We start from the raw sequence: 23,846 nt of genomic DNA on the forward strand, positions 1-23,846 counted from the left end.
TGCATCGGCCCGGATCTCTGTCGATGCCGGCGGACAAAATATCATGGATCAATCTTTTGATCTGAATACCCGCTGATCTATGTTGCGGCAATGGTCCCGTATTCTGGGGCTAATAGCCGAGTCCATGCTTTCATCCCTCTCAGGTGATCGGCTGTCATGCTCGAACTCTCGCTCGACGGTGATACGATCGATACGCAGAGCCCACGGCTCCCCGACAGCGTGCAGTATCATCTCGGCCATCTCCTCGCTGCGACTTATGCTCAGGACACGGCTGAACCGCCCATCGCGGACCGCTTCGCCGAGTTGCTGAAGCTGCTGGATGCGGCTTTCGGCCGGGTGCAGGATGGACGCGAGAAGGAGTTCCAGGCCTCCCTTCTGGCGATGGTGCCGAATCTGCAGCGCTTCGCGCGCTCACTCCTGCGCAACCATGTCGGCGCCGACGACCTGCTGCAGAACACGCTTCTGCGCGCTTGGCGTTCGCGCGCCAGCTTCGCACCGGGGACCAATCTCGAAGCGTGGCTGTTCACGATCATGCGCAACCAGTTCTACAACGAGCACCGCAAGCGCGGCCGCGAGGTGCAGGACGAGGACGGCGCGCAGGCGGACCGGATGGTCTCGCTGCCCGAGCAGGGCGGCCACCTTGACCTCAGCGACGTCCGCGCCGCCCTCGACCGCCTCGCGCCGTCGATGCGGCAGGCGCTCGTCCTCGTGGCGATCGAGAACCTCACCTACGAGGAGACCGCCGCGGTCATGCAGTGCCGGATCGGCACGGTGAAGAGCCGCGTCTGGCGGGCCCGGACGCAGCTCGCCGAGATGCTGGGCTATACCGGCCTGGAGGTCGGAAGCGACGAGGTCATGCTGGCGGCCGCGGGACCCAAGAGCCGGAAGCCCACAGCCGTTTCCTGACGCGGCCGTAAGCTCCGCGTCCGATCGCGTGGGGCGGTGCATGTCCCAATTGCCTGGAATCGTATGAGGCCGGGCTGTGAGCGGAGGGGCGATTCTGCGCCTACGCCTCACGGAGCCGCCGTTCCCGCATGCCATCGCGATCGCTCACCCGCCGGATGGCCGCCCTCATCCTGTTGCTGGTGCCCTGCCCCACCCCGGCGCGCGAAGCCCTCGACCCTGCATTGCGCGGCTGGCTCTCGAACCTCGTCACCCGGATCGATGTCGTGGATCGATCCGCGCGGCCGCCTGCTCTGCTGGGCGCGACGGGCGTGGTCGACCTCAGCATTCCTGTGGAACTCGGCCGCTGAGCATCCGGCAACCGTTCGGCCTCCGGGCGGCCGGAGACGGCCCGCCATGCCGTAGCGCCTTCCTGTCGGGCTTCTTCACCCTGGTCGGCTGCCACGGGCTGCATGTCAGCGTCGGCCTGCTCTGGCTGCTCACCATGATGGCGCAGGTGCTGACCAAGGGATTCCGCGCCGACATCGTGCGCCGGACCCTGTGCTTCGCCCTCTTCTGGCATGCCCTCGACATCGTCTGGGTCGGGGACTTCAGCGTCGTCTACCTGATGAGATCCATCGCATGAGCCACGCAGATCTCGCCAGCGCGGACGAGCTTGACCGGCACGAGGCGGATCTCGCGCCAGGCGAGGAGTTTGCCGAGGAGGATATCGGCAAGGGTGTGCGAGGCTATCTCATCGGCCTCGCCTTGGCGGCGCTGCTGACGGTCTGCTCCTTCGCCATCGTGCACGCCAAGTTTGTCTGGGCGCCGGCCATCCCGGTGGCGATCATCGTCTTCGCTATCGCCCAGATGGGCGTCCACCTCGACTTCTTCCTCCACATCACGACGGGACCGGACAACACCAGCAACGTCCTGGCGCTCGCCTTCGGCGTCCTGTTCGTGGTGCTGCTGATCGGCGGCTCGGTCTGGATCATGAACAACATGAATTCGAACATGATGCAGGCCACGCCGCAGCCGAATGCACCGCAGCTGACGCTGATGCCGCAGCCGATGCATCATTGACGCGCCGCAGTGCAGGCGCGGCAAGCGGGCGTCAGGCGATCGGTTGCCCCGGAGCGGTACGGATCATCCGCCCTGGCGAGGTCTATCTGATCGGTCCCGGGCGATCCGGTGATTGATTAAATCAATATGGAATATCGATCCGATCTGTTTGGATCATGTTGCTGCGCAACGTAGATATCCCCTCGAAGCCGGGCGACGCCCCGGAAATCGAGAGGACTCACCACCATGACCGTTCGTACTGTCGTTCTCGCCGCCCTCGCCGCCGTCCCGATGATCGGCACCGCGCTGGCCGACGAGGCCATCACCCTGACTCCCCCGCTCTACCGCGAGCAGGCGCGCACCACGGCGGCCACGCGCCCGGCCTCCGAGCTGGCCACCACGCCGCGTCTGGTCCCGGCCGCCCCGGCCACCCCGCGGGTCGTCGCCACAGCGTTGCCCACCCGCTGATGCAGGCCGCGCCACGGGCCGGCGCCACCGGCTGATCCGGTGGCGCCGGGGGCGCTTCGTGTGCCGCTGGCCGGCCTCAGATAGGCCGCGAGCTGCCACATCTGCTCCTATTGGCGTCGACCGCTTTGAACCAGCCGTCCTTGGTACCGTAGAACACGACGTTGCCGGCGGTCGCCACCGCCCCGCCCCGGACCGGGAAGGTCTCCCCTTTCTTCGGATCGAGCGCGGCGCAGTCCCGAACCCGATGGCCGCCCCGTATTCCAGTGTGGGCTTCCCGGGCAGTCTCGCTCCGCCCCGATGCCTGGGTGACTGAGAGAAAGCCGATCTCACGCGGTGGCAGCGTCTTCTATCGTACACAGGCGCCCCGTCCCCTGGACGGACCTGGAACTGGTGGTATCTGCTGGCCATCGTCCGCTGGTTGGTCCGGGCGCGGACGGCCGAGAGACTGCGCGCGCTCTTGCCCCAGGATGGGAGCCGAGCCGTGTCTCCGCCCCAGCAATCCGCCATGCGCAACCGCCTTCTCGCCGCGCTGGAGCCGCAGGATTTCGCGCGCCTCGCCCCTGTACTGGAACCGGTGACGCTCCCCCTGCACGCGGTTCTGATCCCGGGGCGGCAGGCGGCCACGGCCGCCTACTTCGTCGAGCAGGGCATGGTGGCGCTCATCGCGGACTCGAACGAGGGCCGCATCGAGGTCGGTCTCGTGGGCCGCGAAGGGCTCCTCGGGATTCCGCTCATCCTCGGTGCGGATCGCACGCCGCACAGTGCCGTGGTTCAGGTGCCCGGCACGGCCCTGCGGGTTGCGGCCGGGGATTTCCGGGCCGCCCTTGAGGCGAGCACGTCCCTTCGGCGCGTCCTGGGCCGGTACGTGCAGAGCCGGATCGTGCAGGTGGGGCAGACGGTCTACGCGAATGCGGTGCTGAACCTCGAGGCCCGGCTGGCGCGCTGGATCCTGATGACCCATGACCGCCTGGACGGGGACGAGTTGCCGTTCACCCACGAATCCTTGTCGCTGATGCTCGCCGTACGTCGGCCCGGGGTGACGACGGCGATCCACGGTCTGGAGGGCATGGGCATGATCCGGGCGCGGCGCGGCCGGATCGTCGTGCTCGATCGCGAGAGGCTGGCGGACCTCGCCGGCGACAGCTACGGCCTGGCCGAGGCTGAGTACGAGCGCCTCATTGCGAAGTCGTAGATCCGGTGCGGATCCAAGCCGAGACCGCGTGTGGGGTCTCCGTGCCGGTTGTCCGGGAAGACCCTTCGATGGCAGCCAGCACAGTCTGTTCCAGGTTCGATTCCCGTGCGGCCTGCAGTGCCTGGATGTCTGCTGACAATGACTTTCCGGCCGGAAAACATTGTCCGATCACGGCGGGCCTCTTTCAGGTACGATGAGGTATGACCGAGTCCCTTGCCGGGCATCTCCGGAGCCGGCTGGCCGCGGCTCTCGCCGCCTGGTCCCCGAGGTCCGATCGCCCGGCGGCCGGGGACGTGGCCGCGACGCTGCCGGCCTCTCGCGCCGGGACGGCCGAGCGCCCGCCCGCAGAGGCCGCGCTGCGCGCGAGCGAGAATCGCTACAGAGCCTTGCTCAGCGCCTCCAACCAAGTCTTCTACCGGCATAATGCGGACTGGTCGGAGATGCGGCAGCTCAGCGGCGGCGGCTTCCTGGCCGACACGCAGAGCCCGGACCCGAACTGGTTCGACGCCTACATCCATCCCGATGACCAGCCGCAGGTCTGGGCCGTGATCCAGCAGGCGATCCGCACGCGGAGTGTCTTCGAACTCGAGCACCGCGTGATCCGGGCGGACGGCACCCTGGGATGGACGCTGTCGCGCTCCGTTCCGGTCTTCGACGAGCGCGGCGAAATCGTCGAATGGTTCGGTGCCGCGAGCGACATCACGGCGCGCAAGGACGCCGAGCGCGCGCTGCGCGAGAGCGAGGCCAAACTCGCCCGAATTCTCGACCAAGTGCCGATCGGAGTCGGGCTGTTCGACAGCGAAGGCCGCTTCGTTCTCAAGAATACGCGTCTCCAGACCCTGATGGGCGACATCCTCCCCTCGCGGGAGACGAGGCCGAGCCCCGCATGGGAAGGGACGGATGCCTATGGCCGTCGGCTGACGCCGCAGGATTATCCGGGTGCGCGGGCCTTGCGCGGCGAGGACGCGACCGAACCGACGATCTTCCGGCGGGTCGACGCGGGGGGGGAGCGCTGGCTGCGCGTCTCGGCCGTGCCGCAGCGGCAGGGCGAGGCGGTTCTCGGCGGCATCGCCGTCGTCCAGGATGTCACCGACGAACTGCGCGCACAGACCGACCTCCGGCTGCTCGCTCAGCGCAACAGCGAGATCCTGGAGAGCATCTCGGACGCGTTCTACGCGGTCGACCGCGACTGGCGCTTCACCTACGTCAACCACAGGGCGGAGGAATGGTGGAAGCGCTCGCGCGAGGATCTGATCGGGCGGATCTGCTGGGAGGAGTTCCCCCAGGCGATCGGCTCGGAGGCCCACCGGGCGCATCTACGGGCCGCCGAGACCCGGGCGCCGGTCGGACTCGAAGTCCTCTCGCCGGTCCTGAACCGCTGGCTCGACGTCAGCATCTACCCGACGGCGGACGGCGGATTGTCGGTCTACTTCCGGGACATCACCCACAAGCGGCGCGCCGAAACGGCGCTGCGGGAGAGCGAGGAGCGGCTCCGGACCCTGATGCAGGGCATCCCGCAGCTCGTCTGGCGCGCGGACAACGCGGGCCGCTGGACCTGGTCGAGTCCGCAATGGCAGGCTTTCACGGGCCAGAGTAACGCGGACAGCCTCGGCGACGGGTGGCTTGATGCGCTCCATCCGGACGACCGTGAGGCCGCGCGCGCGGCCTGGGCCGCCACCATCGGGGGCGCGTCCCTCGCGATGGAGACGCGCGTCTACGATCAGGCCGGGAAGGACTACCGCTGGTTTGCCAGCCGCGCCTCGGCCGTGCGCGGCGAGAACGGCGGAACAAGGGAGTGGCTGGGCACCTCGACCGACATCCATGACCTGCGCATGTATCAGGAGCGGCAGCGGGTGCTGGTGGCCGAACTCCAGCACCGCACGCGCAACCTGATGGGGGTGGTGCGCTCGATCACCAACAAGACCCTGGCCTGTTCCACCGACCTTGCGGACTTCGAGGCTCGCTTCGGTGCCCGCCTCGCCGCCCTCGCCCGCGTCCAGAGCCTGCTGTCGCGCCTCGACGAATGGGACCGCGTCACCTTCGACGAGCTGCTCCGCTCCGAACTGTCCGCGGTCGCCTGCGAGGCGGAGCGGATCAGTCTAGAGGGACCGGAGGGCGTCGCCCTGCGTTCCTCCACTGTCCAGACCTTCGCGATGGCGCTGCATGAGCTGGTGACGAACGCGTTGAAGCACGGCGCGTTTGCGCAGCCCGAGGGACGGCTCAACGTCCGCTGGCATGTCGCGCCGGCCGACCCGGACGGACGTTCCTGGCTGCACGTGGAATGGATCGAGAGCGGCGTCGCGATGCCGGCCATGGACGCGGTGGCGCGGCGATACGGATCGGGACGCGAGCTGATCGAGCGGGCCCTGCCCTATCAGCTCGGGGCGCGGACGCACTACGTCATGACGGAGGATGGCATCCGCTGCACCATCGCGCTGCCGACCTCGGACTGGCAGGGTTCGCGGGAGGGGGCCGAGGCCTGAGGACGGGTCGTCCCGCACGCGCTCCGGGCGCGCGTTCATTCGCGGCTGCCGGTTACCGGTGCGGATTACACCGCTGCGGCACGCGCGGGAGCGGTCCTCGCCAGGAGAGCCGCGAGAATCCGCCGCACGATCGGCTCGGGCCAGCGCACGATCGCGAAGCTCGTCGCCACCATGGTCCCGCATGAGGTCGCGAGAGCCGCGAGGGGGCCGAAGCCCAGGGTCGTCACGAGGAAATGCGTGAGGGCCGCGCCGTTGACGTTGTGGGTGAGGTAGAGCGGGTAGGTCATCAGCCCGGCCATCCTGATGAGGCGGCAGGCCCGGTCGCCGGCATGCGCGCACAGCCAAGCGTTCCACCGCACGCTGGCTGCCATCGCGAGGATGCAGACCGCGAAGAGCAGACACGGCACGAGCGGCGTCTGAGCGCCGGCCCGGCCCATCTGGCGGAGGAAGTCGCGGCTGCTGTCGCCGATCTCGATGAGCCCCGCCCCAAGGCACAGGGCGATCGTCACGAGCCGGCCGGCCGTCACCGCCTTGGTCAGGGTCAGCCACAGGAAGACGCCGAGGGTGAAGAAGCAGCCGTGCCGGAGCAGCGTCAGCTGGGCGAGGCGGCTGCCGGCGACGTCGGCGAGACTCGGCGCCAGCAGCGTGGCCCACCAGAACAGGCCGCTGATAGTACCGATCGTCGCGCAGACGGCGCCGATCCGCCGGAAGCTCTGCGCACAGAGAAGGCTGAAGACGAGAGTGTAGAAGCTGATCTCGACCCCGAGCGTCCAGTAGACGCCGTCGATCCAAGGCTCGAACGGCCAGAACAGGATGCTGTCGAGATAGGCGTGCACGACGTGCCGGCCCGATCCCATCCGCCCGACGGCCAGAGAGACCAGCAGCGTCAGCGTGGCGCACAGCCACACGGCCGGGACGAGCCGGAGGATGCGGCTGCGCAGGAACGACGACGGCGTCGCGTGAGCCCCGGAATACGCGATGACGAAGCCCGAGATGACGAAGAACACCTCGACGCCGACCCAACCGAACCAAGTCCAGGCAAACAATCCGGGGTACTGGGCGGCTCCCGCGAAGGCACGGCCCGCCGTCGAAGACGAGGCCTGCCAAGAATAGGCGGCGAGGTGGAACGTCATTACCAGAACCGCGGCCAGGAAGCGCGCCACATCGAGGCCGAGCATCTGCGTCGGTGACGGGAAGACGATCCCGTCGCGCTGGAAAGTCATGGATGCGCCCGAGACGAGGTCCGATACCTCGCGAAGACATGAGCCGAGAGCTCATGCCAGCCATCAGCTTCAGGCTGGAGCCCGAAGGAACGCATTACACATTTGGGCCAGTGCGCCGGACCGAACTTGTGTCAGCTACGCGTGCGGATTTTCATTGGCGGCGGAAAGGCCGGTCTTTCGGACATCTGTCCGAAGGGGTCGCGTCGACAGGGCCGAATGCGGAGGTCTGAAGCCTACCGACGACGGCTACCAGGATTCGACAAAATGAGTATCGATCCCGAATTGAGGTCGATATTTCTTCGCAAAAATCTGCCTGATACCCGAAGTTTACACAATGAACCGAAATTTAATCGACATTTTTGGTTGCGCCAATACCTAGGACTGTTCGAGCAGTTGGGCGTTGTGGCGAACCGTGAAACTCCCGGCTTTTGTGGCGGTCCTGGTCGTGTTGTCCTCCGCGGTGATGGCGGAACCGAGCAATGCCCCGCGCGGCGTGCCGCAAAGTCGGACCCTGCTCGATGCGGTTTACGTCCGCCCGCTCTACGGTGCCTTCCGGCATTGCGGCGGTTCCTGCCTGAAGAGCGGATCGCTCTCGTGGTTCTGCTTCGAGAAGCAGGAATGCTATCTTAGCTGCGCGACAGCACCCGCGGTCATGAAATGCGCTCTGCAGTGAGCACGCGATCCAAGCGCCTGTGAGGCTTTCTTACCCTTTGGTCCTTGCGGCGAGCCCGCTCGGCGAGCGCCCGGAACCGGCGATCCGGTCAGCACAGGTCGCAGGCGGGCGGAGTGCCTCACGGTTCGCCGCGATGGACGACCGCTCTAGAAACTCTAAGTAGCTATTTCCCGGCAAGGGCGACTAAATTTCTTTTCATCAGGGAACATCGAATATCGACGCCCCCATCTTACCGTGAGCAACCGGGGTTATGTCGAAGTTTTACTTTTCTCGATTGCGTCATGACCGCCCATGCCGGAACGCCTCGGACGCGTCAGGTGTTTCCGCCCGCGTCCCCAACGGTGGTGGCTTGCGGCTGCGATCGCGTGCGGCGTTTCTGGAAGGAGCCTGTAGATGGACAAGACAGTCGCTGGCCTGCTCGGGGCCGTCACCCTCCTGGCGGCGGCCGATCCGGCCCAGGCCGCCATGCCGGCCCCGACGGGGCTGAATGCCGCCATGCAGGTCGAATCCTATGCCGACCTCCTGAAGCCGATCCCGAACGCGGTGGCGCTTCTCAAGGAATCGGATGCCGCAGAGGCGCAGGCGGGGCTCTTACCGAATGCCACCGAGGAGGAGGCGACGGTCCAGCAGGCGCAATACTACTACCATCACCATCATCACCACCACCATCGCTTCTATAGGCCGTTCTACCATCACCACCACCACCATCATCACCGCTTCTTCAGGCGGTTCCACCACCATCATCATCACGGATACTTCCGGCCTTACGGCTATTGAGCATCCGGACGGAGAGGAGGGCCGAGCCGGCCTTCCTCTCTCCTCACCACTGTCATCGTGCCGACTTGGCGGCCCCCAGGATGCGCCGATACGTGCCGTCGAACACGGTGTTGGTCGCCGAGGTCCACTGTGAGTCCGCCGACAGCGTGCTCCGGCTCGCGTAGATGCGCCGGGATTGCAGCTCGCGCTCCGCCGCCTCCTCCTCGGACATCGGCACGAGCTCGTGATCGGCTTCGGCCGGCACGACCGTGATCTGCATGAACGGCTCGCCGGGCCGGAACACGTGGGTGCGTCCCTCGTCCGGTGCCTTGAACACCATGAAGTACATCATCGGCCACCAGTGCCGCAGAAGCGCCGGCACCGCGACTGGCACGGTCCCGGTCCGGTCGGTGTAGAAGCGCGGGTGCGTCTCGGTCTTGATCGCCCAGCCCTCGTCCACCTTCAGGTCGAGCAGGATCTGGTAGGTATAGTAGGCGTCGCCGAAGGTCCGGAACGGCGGCCACTGGAGGCCGGGTTCGGGCGGCGCGCCGAAGTCGCCCTCGAAGACGAGCGCGCCGCCCCGCGTGCTGACGTGCAGCTCGTTGGCGTAGGGGTAGAACAGCTCGATGCCCGCCTTGGCGGCCTCCGAGAACGGGACGCAATGCCAGGCGTATTCCTGCGAGCCGTCCGCCCGGGGCTCCGGCTGCCCGGCCCAGCCGGGGATCTCGAGACGTGTCCGCCGCGGGCGCAGACCCGGCTCGTTCAGCCTGAACTTGATCTGTCGCATGTGCCGACCCCCTGAGTTTGGACGCTTAAACTCGCTCCGCTCCGGCACGGTTCGACGTGGCGCGGAGTGCGGCGAGTCGGTTTTCTCCCGTCCAGCCCACTGCCGAGGGGCCGGCCGTCTGCCAACGGGTGTTCAGCGCACGCGGTCAGGGCCGGCCGGGGCGACCTCGTTCCGTCGCAAGACCATGCAGCACCAGGGTTCTTCCGGTCGACCGAGGTCCGCGGCGTCGGGAGATCCGATCCCGGCTGACGGGCCGGGAGAAGCGGAGGCGGCAGGGATTAAATTCGATGTCATTCTGGAACGTCGCAGTGCCTCTGCGGCCTGCTCCAATGCGGATCGGCCGGAGATGTCACGACCGCATCAGGCGCGCGGCCGACGGGCGCAGCGCTTGGGAACCGCGTTGCTCCGCTCAGGCAAACGACGGTGCGGCGGACAAGCTTCTCGTCCGGCGGGGTCATGACTCCGCTCGCCAAGGGCACAGAAACGGAACCAATCCCCGCTTGCGCCAAACGCCTTGTTTACATTAATTCCAATCTGATCATGGAGAACCGAGACAATTCGGCGCTCTGGCGCGCACTGACTCCGGTTCAGCGGAGCCTCTTGGCGCGTCTGGACCGCGACGGGCCGCTGCTCACGCTCAGGCCTTGGGAGATGCGGACGGTGCGGTCGCTTCTCGGCCGAGGCCTCGTTCGGCCGAGGCCGCCGGGTCGGGACGGATGTGCGGAGGCCGGCCTCTGGATACTGAGCGCCAAGGGCAGACGGATCCTGCCGAATCGGGTGCACATCGCCGACGTCTCGAGTCCTGAGCCTCCGTGGGAGGGGGAATCAGCGCCTTCACGGGCTGCGGGTCGTCAGCCCCGGTCGGGCATGGGCGCAAGCCCGTTCGGCGCTCCGGGGACGACCGGGCGCGCCGCACCTTGACGGATTTCGCCCGGTAGGGCCGCTCCGTATTGAGACCCCGGAACGGTAGGATGCGTGTGATCCGATGAGAACGGTAAGCCCAGTCTATGATCGTGGGACCATTGCCCTGCACTGGCTGACGGCCGGTCTGGTGCTCGTATTATGGCTGATCGGGACATTCCTGGAGGATCTCGTCCCCGAGGGGCGGCTGCGCACGGCGGTCTGGTCCGTCCATTTCGCACTCGGCTTCGCGTTCGCCGCCGTGCTGATCGCCCTCCTCGTTTGGCGGCAAACGCAGGGCCGCCGACTTCCCGTACCGGATCCGGGCCCGCTTCACCGCTTGGCCAAGGCGACTCATGCGGCGCTCTACCTGCTGCTCATCGCCATCATCGGCCTCGGGATCGCCAATGCGTTCGTGCGCGGGGTGCATCTGATCGGCCCCCTCGACCTGCCGCAGCTCGGCAACCCGGCCTGGAAGCGACCGCTGACCCATTGGCACGGCCTCGCCGCCAACATCCTGATGGCGCTCGCCCTCTTTCATGCCGCGGCGGCGCTGGTGCACCATTACCTGTGGCACGACGCGGTCCTCCGCCGCATGCTTCCCGGAAGATCCTGACGATCATGCACCGCGTCCATGCCGAGAGGCACCTCATCGATCGCATCGGCTGGCTTCGGGCCGCCGTGCTCGGTGCCAATGATGGGCTCGTCTCGACCGCGAGCCTGATCGTCGGCGTGGCAGCCTCCTCGGCCGGGACCGGTGAGATCCTCGTCGCGGGCTGCGCAGGCCTCGTGGCGGGCGCGATGTCGATGGCGGCGGGCGAGTACGTCTCGGTGAGTTCTCAAGCCGACACAGAGCGGGCCGACCTCGACCGCGAGCGTCGCGAACTGGCCGGCGACCCCCTCGCGGAGCGGGAGGAGCTCGCCCAGATCTACGTCGCCCGGGGGCTCGACCACGCCCTGGCCCTCCAGGTTGCCGACCAGTTGATGGCCAAGGATGCGCTCGGGGCCCATGCCCGGGACGAACTTGGCATCTCGGAGATCACCTCGGCGCGCCCGGTTCAGGCGGCCCTGACCTCGGCGGCGACCTTCACGGCCGGGGCGGCGCTGCCGCTGCTCGTGGCCGCGCTCTCACCCGGCACCGTCGCGGTCTATACGGTATCGGTGGCCTCGCTGGTCTTCCTGGCGGTGCTCGGCGCGCTCGGTGCGCGTGCCGGCGGGGCCGTCGTGCCGAGGGCGACGGCGCGCGTGGCGTTCTGGGGGGCGCTGGCGATGGCGGTCACGGCCGGGATCGGAGCCCTCGTCGGCAAGGTGGTATGACGGTCCACCGGATACGGCGCCCTGCTACGGTCGTGGGTCGTGGCAGTGCCTGTGCGGCGGAGAGGTGTTGCAATCCAGCGAGCAGGTCTGGTCGGGCCTGCAGAACCAGTGGAGGGCGCCGCTTTTCAGGCATGCGCCGGCACAGTGGCGGTGCGGTGCGTTGGCCGGCTCGATGAAGGTCGGTTCCGCATCGGGCGAGCGGGTGGCCGTCTGCGCCTGGGCCAACGGCACGCTCGCGGCGAGCGCGAGGAGAAGCGTGAGCGCCCGGCTTTTCATGTGTGTGCTCCCTCCATCGCCGGGACGCCGTCGCGCGGAGCAGGTTTGAGAGCACCCCGACGCGGCTCGGCGGCGGCTGCGGACATTCGACCTTGTGCCTGGGCGGCGACGCCGGGGCCTTGATCCAGCGCAAGGCACCGAATCGGCGGCTCGCTAACTGGGCATGAGGCTGCGCGACAGGTGCGCGACGGATCCGGCGCATCGGCGGCCCGTGCGTTCGGCCGAAGAGGCCGGCCGCGTCCGGGTCGGCGATGATGCGTCCCGGATGCGGCCAGAAGGACGAAGGAACAGGTCAAGCTGCGAGTCCGGATCGGCTGATCCTCCGAGCCGCGCATTGGGCAGAGCCATGAGTGGGATGCGGTCGTCGGAGGTCCATCGCGCGTGCGATCCGCAGAAGGCGGCCGCGCCCAACCATCTCGCCGCCGACGAGGTCCTCGGAATCCTGCGCGTCGAGGCCGGATCCGGCCTGAGCCGGCAAGAGGCGCAGGCGCGTCTGAAGCGCTACGGCAGGAACGAGCTGCGCGCCGCCGAGCCCGTGCCGCTGTGGCGCAAGCTCCTCGCCCCGTTCACGGATGTCCTCGTCCTCCTGCTCCTCGCCGCAGCGCTCGTCTCCCTCGGCCTGTGGCTTTACGAGCGCGAGGTCGGTCTGCCGTATGACACGATCGCGATCGTCGCCATCGTGCTCCTCAACGCCGCGATGGGCTACGTCCAGCAGGCGCGCGCCGACCGGGCGGTCGCGGCCCTGCGGCAGATGTCGGCCGCGCAGGCACGGGTCATTCGGGACGGGACGCTCCGGACCGTCCCGGCGGCGGAACTCGTCCCGGGCGACATGATCCGCCTCGAGGAGGGCGATACGGTTCCGGCCGATGCACGGCTGGTCCAGACAAGTCTGCTGCAAACGACGGAAGCCGTCCTGACGGGCGAGAGCCTGCCGGTGTTCAAGGACGTCGCGGCCCTCGCGGGCCCGGCGGATCTGGGTAGCCGCCGCAACGTGGTCTTCAGCGGGACCGCGATCACCTACGGCCGGGGGCTGGCGGTCGTGACGGCGACCGGCATGCGGTCCGAGATCGGACGCGTCGCCGCGCTGCTGCAGGATGCGCCGGACGAGAGCACCCCGCTACAGATCGAACTGGACCGCGTCGGCAAGCGCCTCGGGCTCGCGGTCATCGGCATCGCCGTCCTGCTTATCGCGGTCATCCTCATCGTCGCGGATGTCAGGAGCTTCCACGCCCTCCTCGGTGTGCTCATCCTGGGGGTGGCTCTGGCGGTCGCGGCGGTTCCGGAAGGTCTCCCGACGATCGTCACCGCGGCCCTATCCCTTGGTGTGCAGCGCATGGCCGCGCGGAACGCAATCGTGCGCCACTTGGCAGCGGTGGAGACGCTCGGCTCGGCCGACGTGATCGCGTCCGACAAGACCGGGACGCTGACCAGGAACGAGATGACCGTCCGCGTGATCGTGACGGCGACCGGGCGCACCGAGGTCGGCGGCAGCGGCTACGTCCCTGTCGGACGGTTCAGCCGGACCGGCGGCGATCTCGACGAGGCGCAGCGGTCTGAGGTGGAGCAGGCCCTCCTCGCCGGTGTGCTGGCCAACAACGCCGTCTTGCAGGAGCGCGACGGGTGCTGGACCGTTCAGGGCGATCCCACCGAAGGGGCGCTCATCGTCGCCGCACGCAAGGCGGGGCTGGAGGAGGAGGCGATGGCCCGCCGCTTCTCGCGCATCGCCGAGATCCCGTTCTCGTCGGAGCGCAGGCTGATGAGCACGGTGCAGCGCGACGGCGAGCAGGGTCCGCACCTGTTCGTCGGTACCAAGGGGGCGCCGGACGTCGTCCTAGCCCGCTGTTCGGAGGAGCTGGCCGGGGGACGGTTCCGCACGCTCACGCGTGCGCGCCGGCGCGCGATCCTGGCGGCCAACGAGGCCCTGGCCGGTGAGGGTTTGCGAAGCCTCGGGATCGCCTTCCGGCCCTTGTCGCGAGACGGCGTCGGCGGCACGGCGCTGGACGGGCGCGTCGAGCAGGATCTCGTCTTTCTCGGCCTGATCGGCATGGCGGACCCGCCCCGCCCGGAGGCGCGCGAGGCGGTCGCGCGGGCGCGGGCGGCGGGTATCCGCCCCATCATGATCACGGGCGACCACCCGGGAACCGCGTCAGCGATCGCCGCCGAGCTCGGCTTCGCGACGGACTCGTGCGCCGCCACGGGTGCCGAGCTCGACGCCCTCTCGCAGCAGGCCCTGGACGCGACCGTGCGCACCGTGTCGGTCTACGCGCGGGTCAATCCCGAGCACAAGCTGAGGATCGTGCGGGCGCTTCAGCGTAACGGCCTGACCGTGGCCATGACAGGCGACGGCGTCAACGATGCGCCCGCCCTGAAGGCCGCCGATATCGGCGTCGCCATGGGCCTGACCGGCACGGATGTGTCGCGGGAAGCCGCCGACATCGTGCTCGCCGACGACAACTTCGCCACGATCGTGGCGGCGGTCGAGGAAGGGCGCGCGATCTTCGACAACATCCGCAAGTTCCTGCGCTATCTCCTCTCGTCGAACATCGGTGAAGTCGCGACCATGGTTCTGGGTCTGGTGCTGGCCGGGACCCTCGGGCTGGCCGGTTCGCGGGCCGGCGAGGTCATGCTCCCCCTGCAGGCGACCCAGATCCTCTGGATCAACTTCGTCACCGACGGAGCGCCGGCGCTCGCGCTCGGGATGGACCCGGCGGATCCGGCGGTGATGCAGCGCCCGCCCCGGCCCCGCGGTGAAGGTGTCCTGACGCGCCGGATGTGCGTGGACATCGCCCTCGTCGGCCTCGTGACCGCGTGCGGCAGTCTGTTCGTGCTCGATGCCTCGCTGCCCGGGGGCCTCATCGAAGGGAACGGCACCCTGGCCTACGCACAGACCATGACGTTCACGACACTGGTCCTCTTCCAGCTCTTCAACGCGTTCAACGCCCGCTCGGAGGACCGAAGCGTTCTCGATGGCCTGTTTCGAAACCCCTGGCTCTGGGCCGCGGTGCTCCTGTCGCTCCTGCTCCAAGCCGCTGCGGTCCACCTCCCCGTCCTGCAGCGCGCCTTCGCGACCGTGAGCTTGAGCCTCGGTGACTGGATGTTCTGTGTGGCCGTCGCCAGCTCGGTTCTGGTCTTCGGCGAGGTCAGGAAATGGCTGAGCCGCACGACGCACGACCGCACCAGCCGGAGGACGACGGGATGACTCCTCCACCGGCGGCCTCCCGGGCCAGCGCGCCCGCCGAACGCCACGCCTTCATTTTCGACGTGGATGGCGTCCTGCTCGCCTCCCCGCACGAGCGGGCCTGGCGCGCGGCGCTCGCCGGCTTCGTGGATCCCCGGCCCTTCACCACCGCCCTGTATCAGGCGCAGGTCGCCGGCAAGGCTCGGCTCGACGGAGCCCGCGCGGCCCTCGCCGCGCTGGGTCTGCCGGATGCCCTGGACCTGGCGCCGGCCTATGCCGACGCCAAGCAGCGCTGCCTCGAGCGGATCGTCGCGACCGAGGGGGTGACGGCCTTTCCCGACGCCCTCCGCTTCGTCCGGGCCCTCGCCGACCGGGACTGGCCCATGGCGGCGGCCTCGTCCTCGAAGAACGCGGAGGCCATGATGCGCGCGGTGCCGCTGAGCGAGAACCGGACACTGCGCGATGCGTTCGCGGCCCGGGTCTGCGGCCGCGCGCTCCGCCGCGGCAAGCCGGACCCCGAGATCTTTCTGCTGGCCGCCGCCGAATTGCGCGTCGCTCCGGCGCGCTGCTTCGTGACCGAGGACGCCCCCGTGGGCATCCGGGCAGCCAGGGCCGGCGGCATGACCGCCATCGGCATCGCCCGCCTGGGCGACGCCGACGGATTGCGGGCGGCGGGAGCCGACCGCGTGGTGGCGAGTTTTGACGAGATCCGCGTCGACGATCTCGCGCCGCCTTCCTCGTCGGGAGATGCCGCATGAATGTGGCCGGTCCCTTGGCTGAGGATATGGTCTCCGAGGGCGATCCGTCTTGGCTGCTGCGCGAGACCGGATACGAGTTGCTGCGGGAGAGCACCTTCGAAACCCGCTTCGCCATCAGCAATGGCTTCCTCGGCGTGCGCGGCGGGTTAGCGGCCCATCTCGGAGCCTGCCGGGCCATTCCGCCGCGGTTCTACGTGGCCGGATTGTTCGATACGCCGACGCCCGACAGCCTCGTTCCGGAACTGGTGCCGGCGCCCGACTGGACGCAGGTCAGCATCCTCTTGCCGGACGGACCGCTCATGCGCTGTCCGGACCGGTCCTCACGGGCGCTGACCCTGGACATGCGACGGGGCGCCCTGTTCATGGAGGCCCGCCAGACCTGCAACGCCCCGCTCGAAGTCCGACTGCGCTCCCTGCGGCTGGTGTCGCTCCACGCGCGCGCGATCGGGATGCAGGTGATCGAGCTGCGGATCGAGAGCGGCGTCAGCGATCTCACCTTCGAGGCCATGCTGGGACCGACGGATTTCGAACTCGCCCCGGAACGGGCGGATCTCGATCTCAAGGCGTGGCGGACCTGGCGGTCCGGCCGGAGCCTCGCCATCGCGGCGGCGGCCTCGCTGGAGGTGGACGGTATCGAGCGCCAGCCCGTCGCGCGGGGCGATCTGACCTGGGCTTGGCGCTGGACCGCCCAGCCCGGCCAGGTCGTGACCTTCCGGCGCATCGTCGCGGTGACGCGCCACCACGCCACCGACGTCCATGCGGGCGCCCGCGCCCGCAGGGAACTGGCCGCCGCGCGCACTCTCGGCTGGCGCGGCATCCTCGCTCGCCACGAGGCGGCCTGGGCCGAGCGCTGGCGCTGCAGCGACATCCGGGTGACGGGCGACGACACCGCCCAGGCGGCCCTGCGCTTCGCCATCTTTCACCTGAACGGGGCGGCGAACCCGGACGACCCGCACGTCTCCGTCGCGGCCCGCGCCCTCACGGGGGACGATTACCGCGGCCACGTCTTCTGGGACACCGAGATCTTCCTCGTGCCCTTCTACGCGCTGACCTGGCCGGAGGCGGCGCGCACCCTCCTGCTGTACCGCTTCCGCACCCTGGACGCGGCCCGCGCCAAGGCCGCGCAGATGGGCTGGCGGGGCGCCCTCTACGCCTGGGAATCGGCCGATACCGGAGCCGAGGTCACGCCGCCCCAGACGGTCGGTCCGGACCGCAAGATCCTGGACATTCTCTGCGGCAGCCAGGAGCAGCATATCAGTGCCGACGTCGCCTACGCGGTCTGGCAATACTGGCAGGCGACCGAGGACGAAGCCTTCCTGCGCGAGGCGGGTGCCGAGCTCATTTTGGAGACGGCCCGGTTCTGGACCAGCCGGGCCACGCTGGAGGCGGACGGCGCGCGCCACATCCGCAATGTGATCGGGCCTGACGAGTACCATGAGCGGGTGGACGACAACGCCTTCACCAACGTCATGGCCCGGTGGAACATCGCGCGCGGCCTCGAGGTCGCGGCCCTCCTGCGGGAGCGCTGGCCGGATACGTGGGAGCGGCTCGCGCGGCGCCTCGGCCTCGGCGAACCGGAGCTGGCGCAGTGGCGCGAGGCGGCGGAGACCATCGCCACCGGCTTCGATCCGGCCACTGGGCTGTACGAGCAATTCGCGGGCTTCTCGGCCCTGGAGGCGATCGACCTGAACGCCTATGCCGGGCGCTCGGTCCCGATGGATGTGGTTCTGGGGCGCGAGCGGACGCAGCGGGCCCAGGTCATCAAGCAGGCCGACGTCGTCGCGCTCCTGGCCCTTCTGCCCGAGGCCTTCCCGGGCGCGAGCGGCGGGACCAACTTCGATCACTACGAGCCGAGATGTGGGCAGGGAAGTTCGCTGAGCCGGGCCATGCACGGCCTCGCGGCCGCGCGGCTGGACCGCGCAGAGGTCGCACTACGCTACTTCCGTCAGAGTGCGGCCATCGATCTCGCCGATACCCATGTGGCGATCAGCGGCGGCATTCACATCGGGGCTCTCGGCGGTGTGTGGCTGATGGCGATCTTCGGCTTCGCCGGGCTGTCGCTGCGGGCTGACGGGCTAGCTATCCATCCGCGTCTGCCCGAGGCCTGGCACAGCCTCGAGTTCCGGATCCAGTGGCGCGGGCGGGAACTCGCCGTCGCCCTCGACGGAGTGACAGGTGACATGCAGGTGACCCTTGAGCGCGGGTCTGCCATGACTGTGTTCGTCGGAAGCGCCGAATTCGTCATATCAGATGATAAGCCGCTGGCCGTGAAGGGTGTCGGCGGATGAGCCCCTTCTCGTTCTGGACGGGCGGTAGGTCTCGAGTGCGACGCCGGGACTGCCCGTATTCTCCGTCCGCGAGCGAGCCCGCCGACTCGCAACCGGCCGGGCCATCTCCCGGGACACACTCCGGTCCATCCACTTAAGCCGGGCAATCTTGTCCTTATGCTGGAGGGTCCAGGATCGTCACGGAACGACCGCGCACTGCGTGCGGCTCAGCGGGACAGGAAGAGGGGCACGGGACAGGATCGGAGCAGGGCCTGCGTGACCCCGCCCCAAACCAGTTCGCGCAGGCGCGAATGGACGAAGGCGCCCATCACGATCATGTCGGCGCACGACAACGTTGCGTGCTTGCGCAGCGTCTCGGCCACGTCCCCGTCCTCGGCCACGAGGTCCACGACCGTGACCGGAACATCGTGATGCGCCAGCGACGGCGCGATCTCGGCACCCGGCAGGGACTCGGACAAATCCTTCTCCCCCACGACTGAAACGATCTCGACGGCATCCGCCTGCTTGAGAAACGGCAGGGCGTCATGCAGGGCCCGGGTCGCCTGCGCGCTGCCGTCCCAGGCCACGAGGATCCGCCGCGCCGCGAAGGCGCCCCCGCGCGGAACCACGATCTGGGGCCGGCCGCTGTCGAATAGGAGCACTTCGATCAGCCCGCGATCACCCGTCATGGCGTCCGGCTCGGCATCGATCACGGCGAGGTCATGCAGACGCGCCTGCCAGCGGAAAGCATTCAGGAGATCGGAGTAGGCGAGGTGCGGTGTCTCTGTGGTGCAGACGACGCCCACCGCGGCGGCGTTGCCCCGGGCCTGTTCAGCCATTCGTTCGGCCAAGGCGCGCAGCCTTCGGTTCTCGTCGGCGACCAATTCATGGACCAAGCGGCTGATCCAGGCGTGCGGCAGGACGAGCTTGACCGAGGCCGCTTGTACGGTGAGGCGCGCGCCGGCCTGTGCGGCGAGTGAGAGGCCGTAGGCGAGAGCGTCCGAGGACGCCTCGGTCCCGAGCTGCTCCGTCACGCAGATGAGGATGTTCCTGAGATTCGAGATCATGGCGCGCCCGCTTTTCGCGCGGACATTCTTGGATTCGCCGTCCCAAGCGCATTGAGGCCGATCAAATGCGGCCGCTGTCGCGAGCCCCTGGACGGTTGGGAGGATGTTCCTCCGCGATTTTGAGGACTGAAACGCGCAGCATCCCCCGGAGCGGTTAGCGGAGGGCCGATGCGCCATGCGCAGTGAAGCGGGGCGCAACCGCGCTCGCGGCCGGCTCCAGCTGGTCCGCCGAAAGGCGTAGTATAACAATTATTTTGTATTGATGACTGTGTGGGATGATGCTAATCGCAAGTCTCGGTGTGTATATGCGTCCCCTAGCAACACATACGTATTGGCTATGTATTACATTGGCCAATGAGCAGCCAAGGGGGTTGCTATGCTGTCAGAATTTGATCAGCCATTGAAGGTGCAAGAGCTCTCATCAGGTATAGATAACTGCGCGTTGCGGTCGCACATTGCTGGGATGCTTGCAAGAATATTGATTAACTCACGGACACTGACAGTTGACCGTCGGGCTGCTTTAAACCTGAACTGTCATGGAATGACAGCGCTGCCGCGTGCGCCCAGCCATCGCCACGTGATGGCGTAGGTGATAGCCATGTTTCGGTGCCACGGCGCGTGCGCCAAGGTCCGATCGCGCCGCCCCGTTGCGTGCCCTTACAAGGTTCAGAACTTGGGAGCGGACCGCCGGAACGCGGCGGCCGGCGCGCTCGCGTGGAAGCCCAGCAGGTCGCTCCGTGATGGTGCCCCTCCCCGCGCAGCCCTGGAATGAGCCCAGGCGCTCGCTGCAATGCGGGGCGCGGCCTCTCAATGTCAGGCAATGTCGTGCTGGAAATCCAATGAGCCTGCACGGTTGGTAGGTCTACAATAATGTTCTTGGCTGGAGCGCCGATTTCCTCTAGATGATTGATGCTGTTAATTATTCGAAATCAATCCGGAGGTGAGAGCGTGTGCACCTGAATCATCGAGGAGTCGGCAGCGATGCTCGCATCGAGAGAAAACAATTTCGGTTTTTTGCGTCTTCTGCTCGCATCTCTCGTGGTGGTATCGCACTCGCCGCAACTGGTAGATGGCAACGATTCTCGCGAGATACTGGTGCGGCTCTGCGGCAGCCGCCCGCTCGGCCATTTCGCGGTGGATGGTTTCTTTCTCGTGAGCGGGTATCTCATCACGAAGAGTTTTCAAAATTCCCGCTCCATCGGCGATTACCTGACACGACGGGTTGTGCGCATCTACCCAGGATTCATCGTCGCATTCCTCGCGTCGACACTTGTGGTGGCCCCGTGCGTGGGCGGTGATCTGACGCAGGTCTCAGCCTTGGCGTCGGCCAAGAAGCTGGTCTTGCTCGACAGTCCGGCAGTGCCGGGTACTTTCACGGGATTGCCCTCCCCCATCCTCAACGGATCGATGTGGACAATCCCTTACGAATTTCGTTGTTACCTGCTGGTCATCTTGTTCTGTTACGCCGCATCACGACTCAGCCGCGGTATTCGTGCTACTATATTATTTGCGCTTGTGCTATTTTATATTTTTCGCGGAGATTTGCCAAATCTACGATATGGCTACACGATTTTCGGCATCCCCGCCGACACGGCGAGACTGACGGCGGTATTCTTTGTCGGGGCCGCCTTTTACGTTTGGCGTGACCGCATCGTCTTCACGCACCGCCGCGCTGCTTGTGCCGCTGCCGCGCTCGTCGGGCTCATGTTCGTTCCCTGGCTCGCGGAGCCGGCATTTGCGATCCTCGGCGGCTACCTGATTTTCTGGTACGCGATGGCGTGCCCGCCCAACCGGGTAAGTCGAATGATGGATCGCGCCGATCCTTCGTACGGGCTCTACCTGTATGCGTGGCCGGTGCAGGGGCTCCTCATATTCTATATTTCTGGCATCTCGCCGTGGGCGGTGACGGCGATCACCTTGCCGGTCGGGGTCGGACTGGGTCTGCTGAGCTGGCACCTCGTCGAGAGGCCGGCCCTCCGCCACAAGCATGTCTTCACCAGTCTCAGGGGCGAGCCAAGGCGGATCGCGTGCCGCATGTGAGGCTCATGAAGGTTCCATCGACTTGAGGCTGGTCCATGTTGCGGCAGGGCCCGGAAAGAGCGGGCGCTACAGATTCGGGCGCACACGGGTCGCGGCGGTCCTGCGCACAATGCCAAGGGCGCCTTCCGCTGGTCCGCAAGGGACCGCAATGAGCCGAATCCCGACGAGGGAGGCCACAACAGGCATCTCTCGTCGGGCATGATCGGAAGGCAGGAACGCGCCACTTCCGGACCTTCGGCCAAAGCCGCCGGATTGGCCGATTGTCTCCCGACCGCTGTCATTGGCCGGAATCGTCGGTCCGGCAGCCAAGACAAACTTGCGAGGGGGACGGGGCCTGAGGCCCCGACCGCTTCACATGCGGTTGTGACGGTGCATGTGCCGCATCATATGGCCGTGGCCGTGGCGGTGGCGCATCATGTGGCCGTGGCGGTGGTGGTGCCGTGCCATACGGTGGTGATGGTGGCCGTGCATCCGCTCCATGCGGACAGAGACCACGTCCGACGGCGCGCTCGCGGCGGCGGGCAGGCCGGGCGCAGCCGAGACCGAGGTCGCGGAGCCGGCTGCCCCGAAGGCGGCCAGCACGGCGGCGACGAGCAGGGACTTCCTCATAGGCGTTCCTCTCAACGTGTCGGCTCACCGGTCATCGCCGGCGGCTCGGCGTCGCCCAGGGACAGGGCGGCGTTCGGGGAACGGCCACGCTGCCGGGCTCGTTCCGTCTGGCGGTTGCGCTTTCCTGACATGCTTAAGGAGCGGCATGGCTCAGGAGACAACGCCAAGTACCAGAAACAGGCCGATCCAGGTCAGCAGTACCGCCAGTGCGCGGACGGCGATGCACGCCCCAACCATCACGTCGGCTATCGCGTCTCACGGCCCGGGATGAAGAATGAAAGTAGAGCGCCAGTGAGGGCGGGAGATTTGGCCGAGCGGCGCTCCTGACGCGATCGTTAACTACGAAGAGCCTCCGCCTGGCATCTCATGGAGCCGGTCTGAATTCGCACAGAACTCGAGCCTCAACCGCGGGTTGCAAACGGATGATGGATACACGGAGGAGATAGTGCTCCGCCTCCACTTCGACATTTATGACGGGCGCTCCCGATTTGGGGCTGAAGGCTCTCGGTGTGCAAGGCGCGAAGCAGTTCGCACGGCGAGCAGCAAGCAGATCCCTGAGGCCGACCGCCGAACGGCAGCATCGTCGCGATTCGTCCGGATTTTCGACGAAGCGCCCTACCTCTCCCGCTTGTCTCGACCGAGCGCGTCGGTCACTGCCAAGCTGTTAGCAGTCGGAAAACAGGCTGCTTGCGCTGTGGCCCCTCCGGTGTGCCGCTCCTGTTTGATGAGCCAGCAGGCGCCAAAACAGGGGTAGATTGTCGCGCCCCCGGCGTCTATAGAAATAAGGCCTGGCAAGAATAAAGCATAAAGTTTTAGCGATTAACCAATGTACTGGGTGATGCCGTGATCGTTGCCGCCTTCCTATTTCTAGTCGGCTTCATGATGGGTTGGCTCTGCAACATCGTGGCCGCTCTATGCTTGTCGTCCACCGTCATACTTGTTCTGTCTTTGTTGACATTTCTGGTTTTTGCGGAAGTGGACATGGTGCATGTGCTAATCTTGTTCAGTTACCTGCTCGCTCATCAGGCGGGATATTTGCTCGGAGCGTACCTCGGTGCCGAACCCGATGAGTACAGTTCCTGAATGTTCCGACTACCAGAGCCAGATTGCACGGCCAGAAACTTGGTAGATAAGTAGCCAGATAGCCACCGACGCGATGCCCGCCGACATGACAAGGGCCGGCGGCGGTCGGCTGCCCCGCTTCCAGCGCAGCCATGCAAAGTCGATCACGTGGAGAGACCCTTCCTGCATCTTCCTGAGATGATGGTTAAGCGGCCGAGCCGGCTTGGGCTTTTTGGCCGGGTGATTTTTGACGCTTGCCAACATCAGTGCCGCCGTTAGCATACGGGGACCGACGGCAGTCTATTCTGACGGACACGAAGGTAGTTTTTTAAAGCTCATTATTTATATCAGGTTTTTATTTACCTTTTCCGTCTGTGGCTCCTGGAATTTGAGCGTCAATGATGGAGCAGGCAGCGTGGTTTCAGAGTTGATGTATGGACGCTGGCCTTTCCGGGCGGCCCGATTTCGGTGCGTAGCTGAGGGGCTTCTGGCCTGCGCTGCGGGGGTTAACTTGCGGGTCGTCCGAGGCGACGCAGAACCATGTGTGGGACTCGTGCCACCGGGAACAGCAACCACACTCATCACCGCTCGCACTTGGTTTCTGTGGGTCTCTGCCGCCCTGTGCTTGATCGGCCGGCAACCGACACTCGGTTGCCGGCCAAACACATCCGCGCGTAGACCGGTGCGATCGCCGTGCTCGGATCAAGGTGCTTCGCCCTGCACATGCCTCTGCGCCGGCTCACTGCTCGGATGTCCAGATTGGAAAGCTGGGCCTATGCCACCGGCAGAGCAAAGGGCCGAGGCTGCCGCGTCAACGCTCCGACCATCGGCCGACAATCCTCGTAC

18 protein-coding genes and 1 pseudogene are annotated in these 23,846 nt (G+C 67.0%); 14 read left to right on the forward strand and 5 right to left on the reverse strand.

Translation table 11 applies throughout. The features are described from left to right. The first annotated feature begins 156 nt into the window (after positions 1-156). The 7 genes and pseudogenes from ACYCO6_RS19980 to ACYCO6_RS20010 all read left to right on the forward strand — a co-directional run bounded on the left by ACYCO6_RS19980 (position 157) and on the right by ACYCO6_RS20010 (position 6,087). Entirely contained in the window at positions 157-906 is a 750-nt protein-coding gene (locus ACYCO6_RS19980; RefSeq protein ID WP_459762552.1) for a sigma-70 family RNA polymerase sigma factor, read from the forward strand. A gap of 128 nt (positions 907-1,034) precedes the next feature. Continuing rightward, positions 1,035-1,253: a hypothetical protein gene (locus ACYCO6_RS19985; protein WP_459762554.1), complete on the forward strand. Its 219-nt coding sequence runs from the start codon at positions 1,035-1,037 to the stop codon at positions 1,251-1,253. 26 nt (positions 1,254-1,279) lie between these two features. Beyond that, a pseudogene (locus tag ACYCO6_RS19990) lies at positions 1,280-1,528 on the forward strand (cytochrome c oxidase subunit 3); the annotation flags it as partial. Next, positions 1,525-1,965 (forward strand): cytochrome o ubiquinol oxidase subunit IV, encoded by a 441-nt coding sequence (gene cyoD, locus ACYCO6_RS19995; protein WP_459762556.1) that lies wholly within the window; start codon positions 1,525-1,527, stop codon positions 1,963-1,965. The pseudogene ACYCO6_RS19990 and the gene cyoD, both read left to right, overlap by 4 nt. A 225-nt stretch (positions 1,966-2,190) precedes the next feature. Then, entirely contained in the window at positions 2,191-2,412 is a 222-nt protein-coding gene (locus ACYCO6_RS20000; RefSeq protein ID WP_459762558.1) for a hypothetical protein, read from the forward strand. Between the two features lie 481 nt (positions 2,413-2,893). Further along, a complete protein-coding gene (locus ACYCO6_RS20005; RefSeq protein WP_459762560.1) occupies positions 2,894-3,604 on the forward strand; it encodes a Crp/Fnr family transcriptional regulator in 711 nt (236 codons plus the stop codon). A 200-nt stretch (positions 3,605-3,804) separates the two neighbouring features. Continuing rightward, complete coding sequence (locus tag ACYCO6_RS20010) at positions 3,805-6,087, forward strand: PAS domain-containing sensor histidine kinase (protein WP_459762562.1); 2,283 nt, start codon at positions 3,805-3,807, stop codon at positions 6,085-6,087. Positions 6,088-6,152: 65 nt separating this feature from the next. Here the strand turns inward: ACYCO6_RS20010 and ACYCO6_RS20015 are convergent, their stop codons facing one another. Beyond that, positions 6,153-7,310 (reverse strand): acyltransferase family protein, encoded by a 1,158-nt coding sequence (locus ACYCO6_RS20015; protein ID WP_459762563.1) that lies wholly within the window; start codon positions 7,308-7,310, stop codon positions 6,153-6,155. Positions 7,311-8,376: 1,066 nt separating this feature from the next. On the opposite strand from ACYCO6_RS20015, the gene ACYCO6_RS20020 reads away from it, so the two are divergent. After that, the gene (locus ACYCO6_RS20020) at positions 8,377-8,760 is read left to right on the forward strand and encodes a hypothetical protein (protein WP_459762564.1); all 384 of its coding nucleotides are present in this window, start codon (positions 8,377-8,379) and stop codon (positions 8,758-8,760) included. A gap of 52 nt (positions 8,761-8,812) precedes the next feature. Here ACYCO6_RS20020 and ACYCO6_RS20025 read toward each other — a convergent pair whose 3' ends face one another. Next, positions 8,813-9,526: a DUF6065 family protein gene (locus ACYCO6_RS20025; RefSeq protein WP_459762565.1), complete on the reverse strand. Its 714-nt coding sequence runs from the start codon at positions 9,524-9,526 to the stop codon at positions 8,813-8,815. A gap of 985 nt (positions 9,527-10,511) precedes the next feature. On the opposite strand from ACYCO6_RS20025, the gene ACYCO6_RS20030 reads away from it, so the two are divergent. Beyond that, positions 10,512-11,042: a cytochrome b gene (locus ACYCO6_RS20030; RefSeq protein WP_459762567.1), complete on the forward strand. Its 531-nt coding sequence runs from the start codon at positions 10,512-10,514 to the stop codon at positions 11,040-11,042. Between the two features lie 5 nt (positions 11,043-11,047). Continuing rightward, positions 11,048-11,743 (forward strand): VIT1/CCC1 transporter family protein, encoded by a 696-nt coding sequence (locus ACYCO6_RS20035; RefSeq protein ID WP_459762569.1) that lies wholly within the window; start codon positions 11,048-11,050, stop codon positions 11,741-11,743. A 24-nt stretch (positions 11,744-11,767) separates the two neighbouring features. Here ACYCO6_RS20035 and ACYCO6_RS20040 read toward each other — a convergent pair whose 3' ends face one another. Continuing rightward, on the reverse strand, positions 11,768-12,019 hold the full coding sequence (locus tag ACYCO6_RS20040) for a hypothetical protein (RefSeq protein ID WP_459762571.1): 252 nt from the start codon (positions 12,017-12,019) through the stop codon (positions 11,768-11,770). 346 nt (positions 12,020-12,365) lie between these two features. On the opposite strand from ACYCO6_RS20040, the gene ACYCO6_RS20045 reads away from it, so the two are divergent. From ACYCO6_RS20045 to ACYCO6_RS20055, 3 genes are read left to right on the forward strand one after another with little or no spacing between them, the layout of a single operon-like run. After that, complete coding sequence (locus tag ACYCO6_RS20045; RefSeq protein ID WP_459762573.1) at positions 12,366-15,218, forward strand: cation-translocating P-type ATPase; 2,853 nt, start codon at positions 12,366-12,368, stop codon at positions 15,216-15,218. After that, positions 15,215-15,955 carry an HAD family hydrolase gene (locus tag ACYCO6_RS20050; RefSeq protein ID WP_459762575.1) on the forward strand — a complete coding sequence of 247 codons (741 nt, stop codon included), beginning with the start codon at positions 15,215-15,217 and terminating at the stop codon, positions 15,953-15,955. The genes ACYCO6_RS20045 and ACYCO6_RS20050 overlap by 4 nt, the downstream gene beginning before the upstream one ends. Then, entirely contained in the window at positions 15,952-18,243 is a 2,292-nt protein-coding gene (locus tag ACYCO6_RS20055) for a glycoside hydrolase family 65 protein (RefSeq protein ID WP_459762577.1), read from the forward strand. Before ACYCO6_RS20050 ends, ACYCO6_RS20055 begins: the two co-directional genes overlap by 4 nt. A gap of 206 nt (positions 18,244-18,449) precedes the next feature. On the opposite strand, the gene ACYCO6_RS20060 is transcribed toward ACYCO6_RS20055, so the two are convergent. After that, positions 18,450-19,289, reverse strand: a complete 840-nt coding sequence (locus ACYCO6_RS20060; RefSeq protein WP_459762579.1) for a universal stress protein — start codon at positions 19,287-19,289, stop codon at positions 18,450-18,452. Positions 19,290-20,270: 981 nt separating this feature from the next. On the opposite strand from ACYCO6_RS20060, the gene ACYCO6_RS20065 reads away from it, so the two are divergent. Next, on the forward strand, positions 20,271-21,329 hold the full coding sequence (locus ACYCO6_RS20065; protein WP_459762581.1) for an acyltransferase family protein: 1,059 nt from the start codon (positions 20,271-20,273) through the stop codon (positions 21,327-21,329). A 351-nt stretch (positions 21,330-21,680) separates the two neighbouring features. Here ACYCO6_RS20065 and ACYCO6_RS20070 read toward each other — a convergent pair whose 3' ends face one another. After that, complete coding sequence (locus ACYCO6_RS20070) at positions 21,681-21,938, reverse strand: hypothetical protein (protein ID WP_459762583.1); 258 nt, start codon at positions 21,936-21,938, stop codon at positions 21,681-21,683. Positions 21,939-23,846 lie beyond the last annotated feature (1,908 nt).

The sequence above is a fragment of the Methylobacterium sp. CM6257 genome, assembly GCF_054611515.1.

Excerpts from the sequence above, each read along its gene's own strand:
- ACYCO6_RS20065 (WP_459762581.1), top strand. The coding sequence starts at position 20,271 with ATGCTCGCATCGAGAGAAAACAATTTCGGTTTTTTGCGTCTTCTGCTC.
- ACYCO6_RS20020 (WP_459762564.1), top strand. The coding sequence starts at position 8,377 with ATGGACAAGACAGTCGCTGGCCTGCTCGGGGCCGTCACCCTCCTGGCG.
- ACYCO6_RS20070 (WP_459762583.1), bottom strand. The coding sequence starts at position 21,938 with ATGAGGAAGTCCCTGCTCGTCGCCGCCGTGCTGGCCGCCTTCGGGGCA.
- ACYCO6_RS19980 (WP_459762552.1), top strand. The coding sequence starts at position 157 with ATGCTCGAACTCTCGCTCGACGGTGATACGATCGATACGCAGAGCCCA.
- ACYCO6_RS20050 (WP_459762575.1), top strand. The coding sequence starts at position 15,215 with ATGACTCCTCCACCGGCGGCCTCCCGGGCCAGCGCGCCCGCCGAACGC.
- ACYCO6_RS20060 (WP_459762579.1), bottom strand. The coding sequence starts at position 19,289 with ATGATCTCGAATCTCAGGAACATCCTCATCTGCGTGACGGAGCAGCTC.
- ACYCO6_RS20015 (WP_459762563.1), bottom strand. The coding sequence starts at position 7,310 with ATGACTTTCCAGCGCGACGGGATCGTCTTCCCGTCACCGACGCAGATG.
- ACYCO6_RS20025 (WP_459762565.1), bottom strand. The coding sequence starts at position 9,526 with ATGCGACAGATCAAGTTCAGGCTGAACGAGCCGGGTCTGCGCCCGCGG.
- ACYCO6_RS19985 (WP_459762554.1), top strand. The coding sequence starts at position 1,035 with ATGCCATCGCGATCGCTCACCCGCCGGATGGCCGCCCTCATCCTGTTG.
- ACYCO6_RS20035 (WP_459762569.1), top strand. The coding sequence starts at position 11,048 with ATGCACCGCGTCCATGCCGAGAGGCACCTCATCGATCGCATCGGCTGG.
- ACYCO6_RS20045 (WP_459762573.1), top strand. The coding sequence starts at position 12,366 with ATGAGTGGGATGCGGTCGTCGGAGGTCCATCGCGCGTGCGATCCGCAG.
- ACYCO6_RS20000 (WP_459762558.1), top strand. The coding sequence starts at position 2,191 with ATGACCGTTCGTACTGTCGTTCTCGCCGCCCTCGCCGCCGTCCCGATG.
- ACYCO6_RS20055 (WP_459762577.1), top strand. The coding sequence starts at position 15,952 with ATGAATGTGGCCGGTCCCTTGGCTGAGGATATGGTCTCCGAGGGCGAT.
- ACYCO6_RS20010 (WP_459762562.1), top strand. The coding sequence starts at position 3,805 with ATGACCGAGTCCCTTGCCGGGCATCTCCGGAGCCGGCTGGCCGCGGCT.
- ACYCO6_RS20030 (WP_459762567.1), top strand. The coding sequence starts at position 10,512 with ATGAGAACGGTAAGCCCAGTCTATGATCGTGGGACCATTGCCCTGCAC.
- ACYCO6_RS20040 (WP_459762571.1), bottom strand. The coding sequence starts at position 12,019 with ATGAAAAGCCGGGCGCTCACGCTTCTCCTCGCGCTCGCCGCGAGCGTG.
- cyoD (WP_459762556.1), top strand. The coding sequence starts at position 1,525 with ATGAGCCACGCAGATCTCGCCAGCGCGGACGAGCTTGACCGGCACGAG.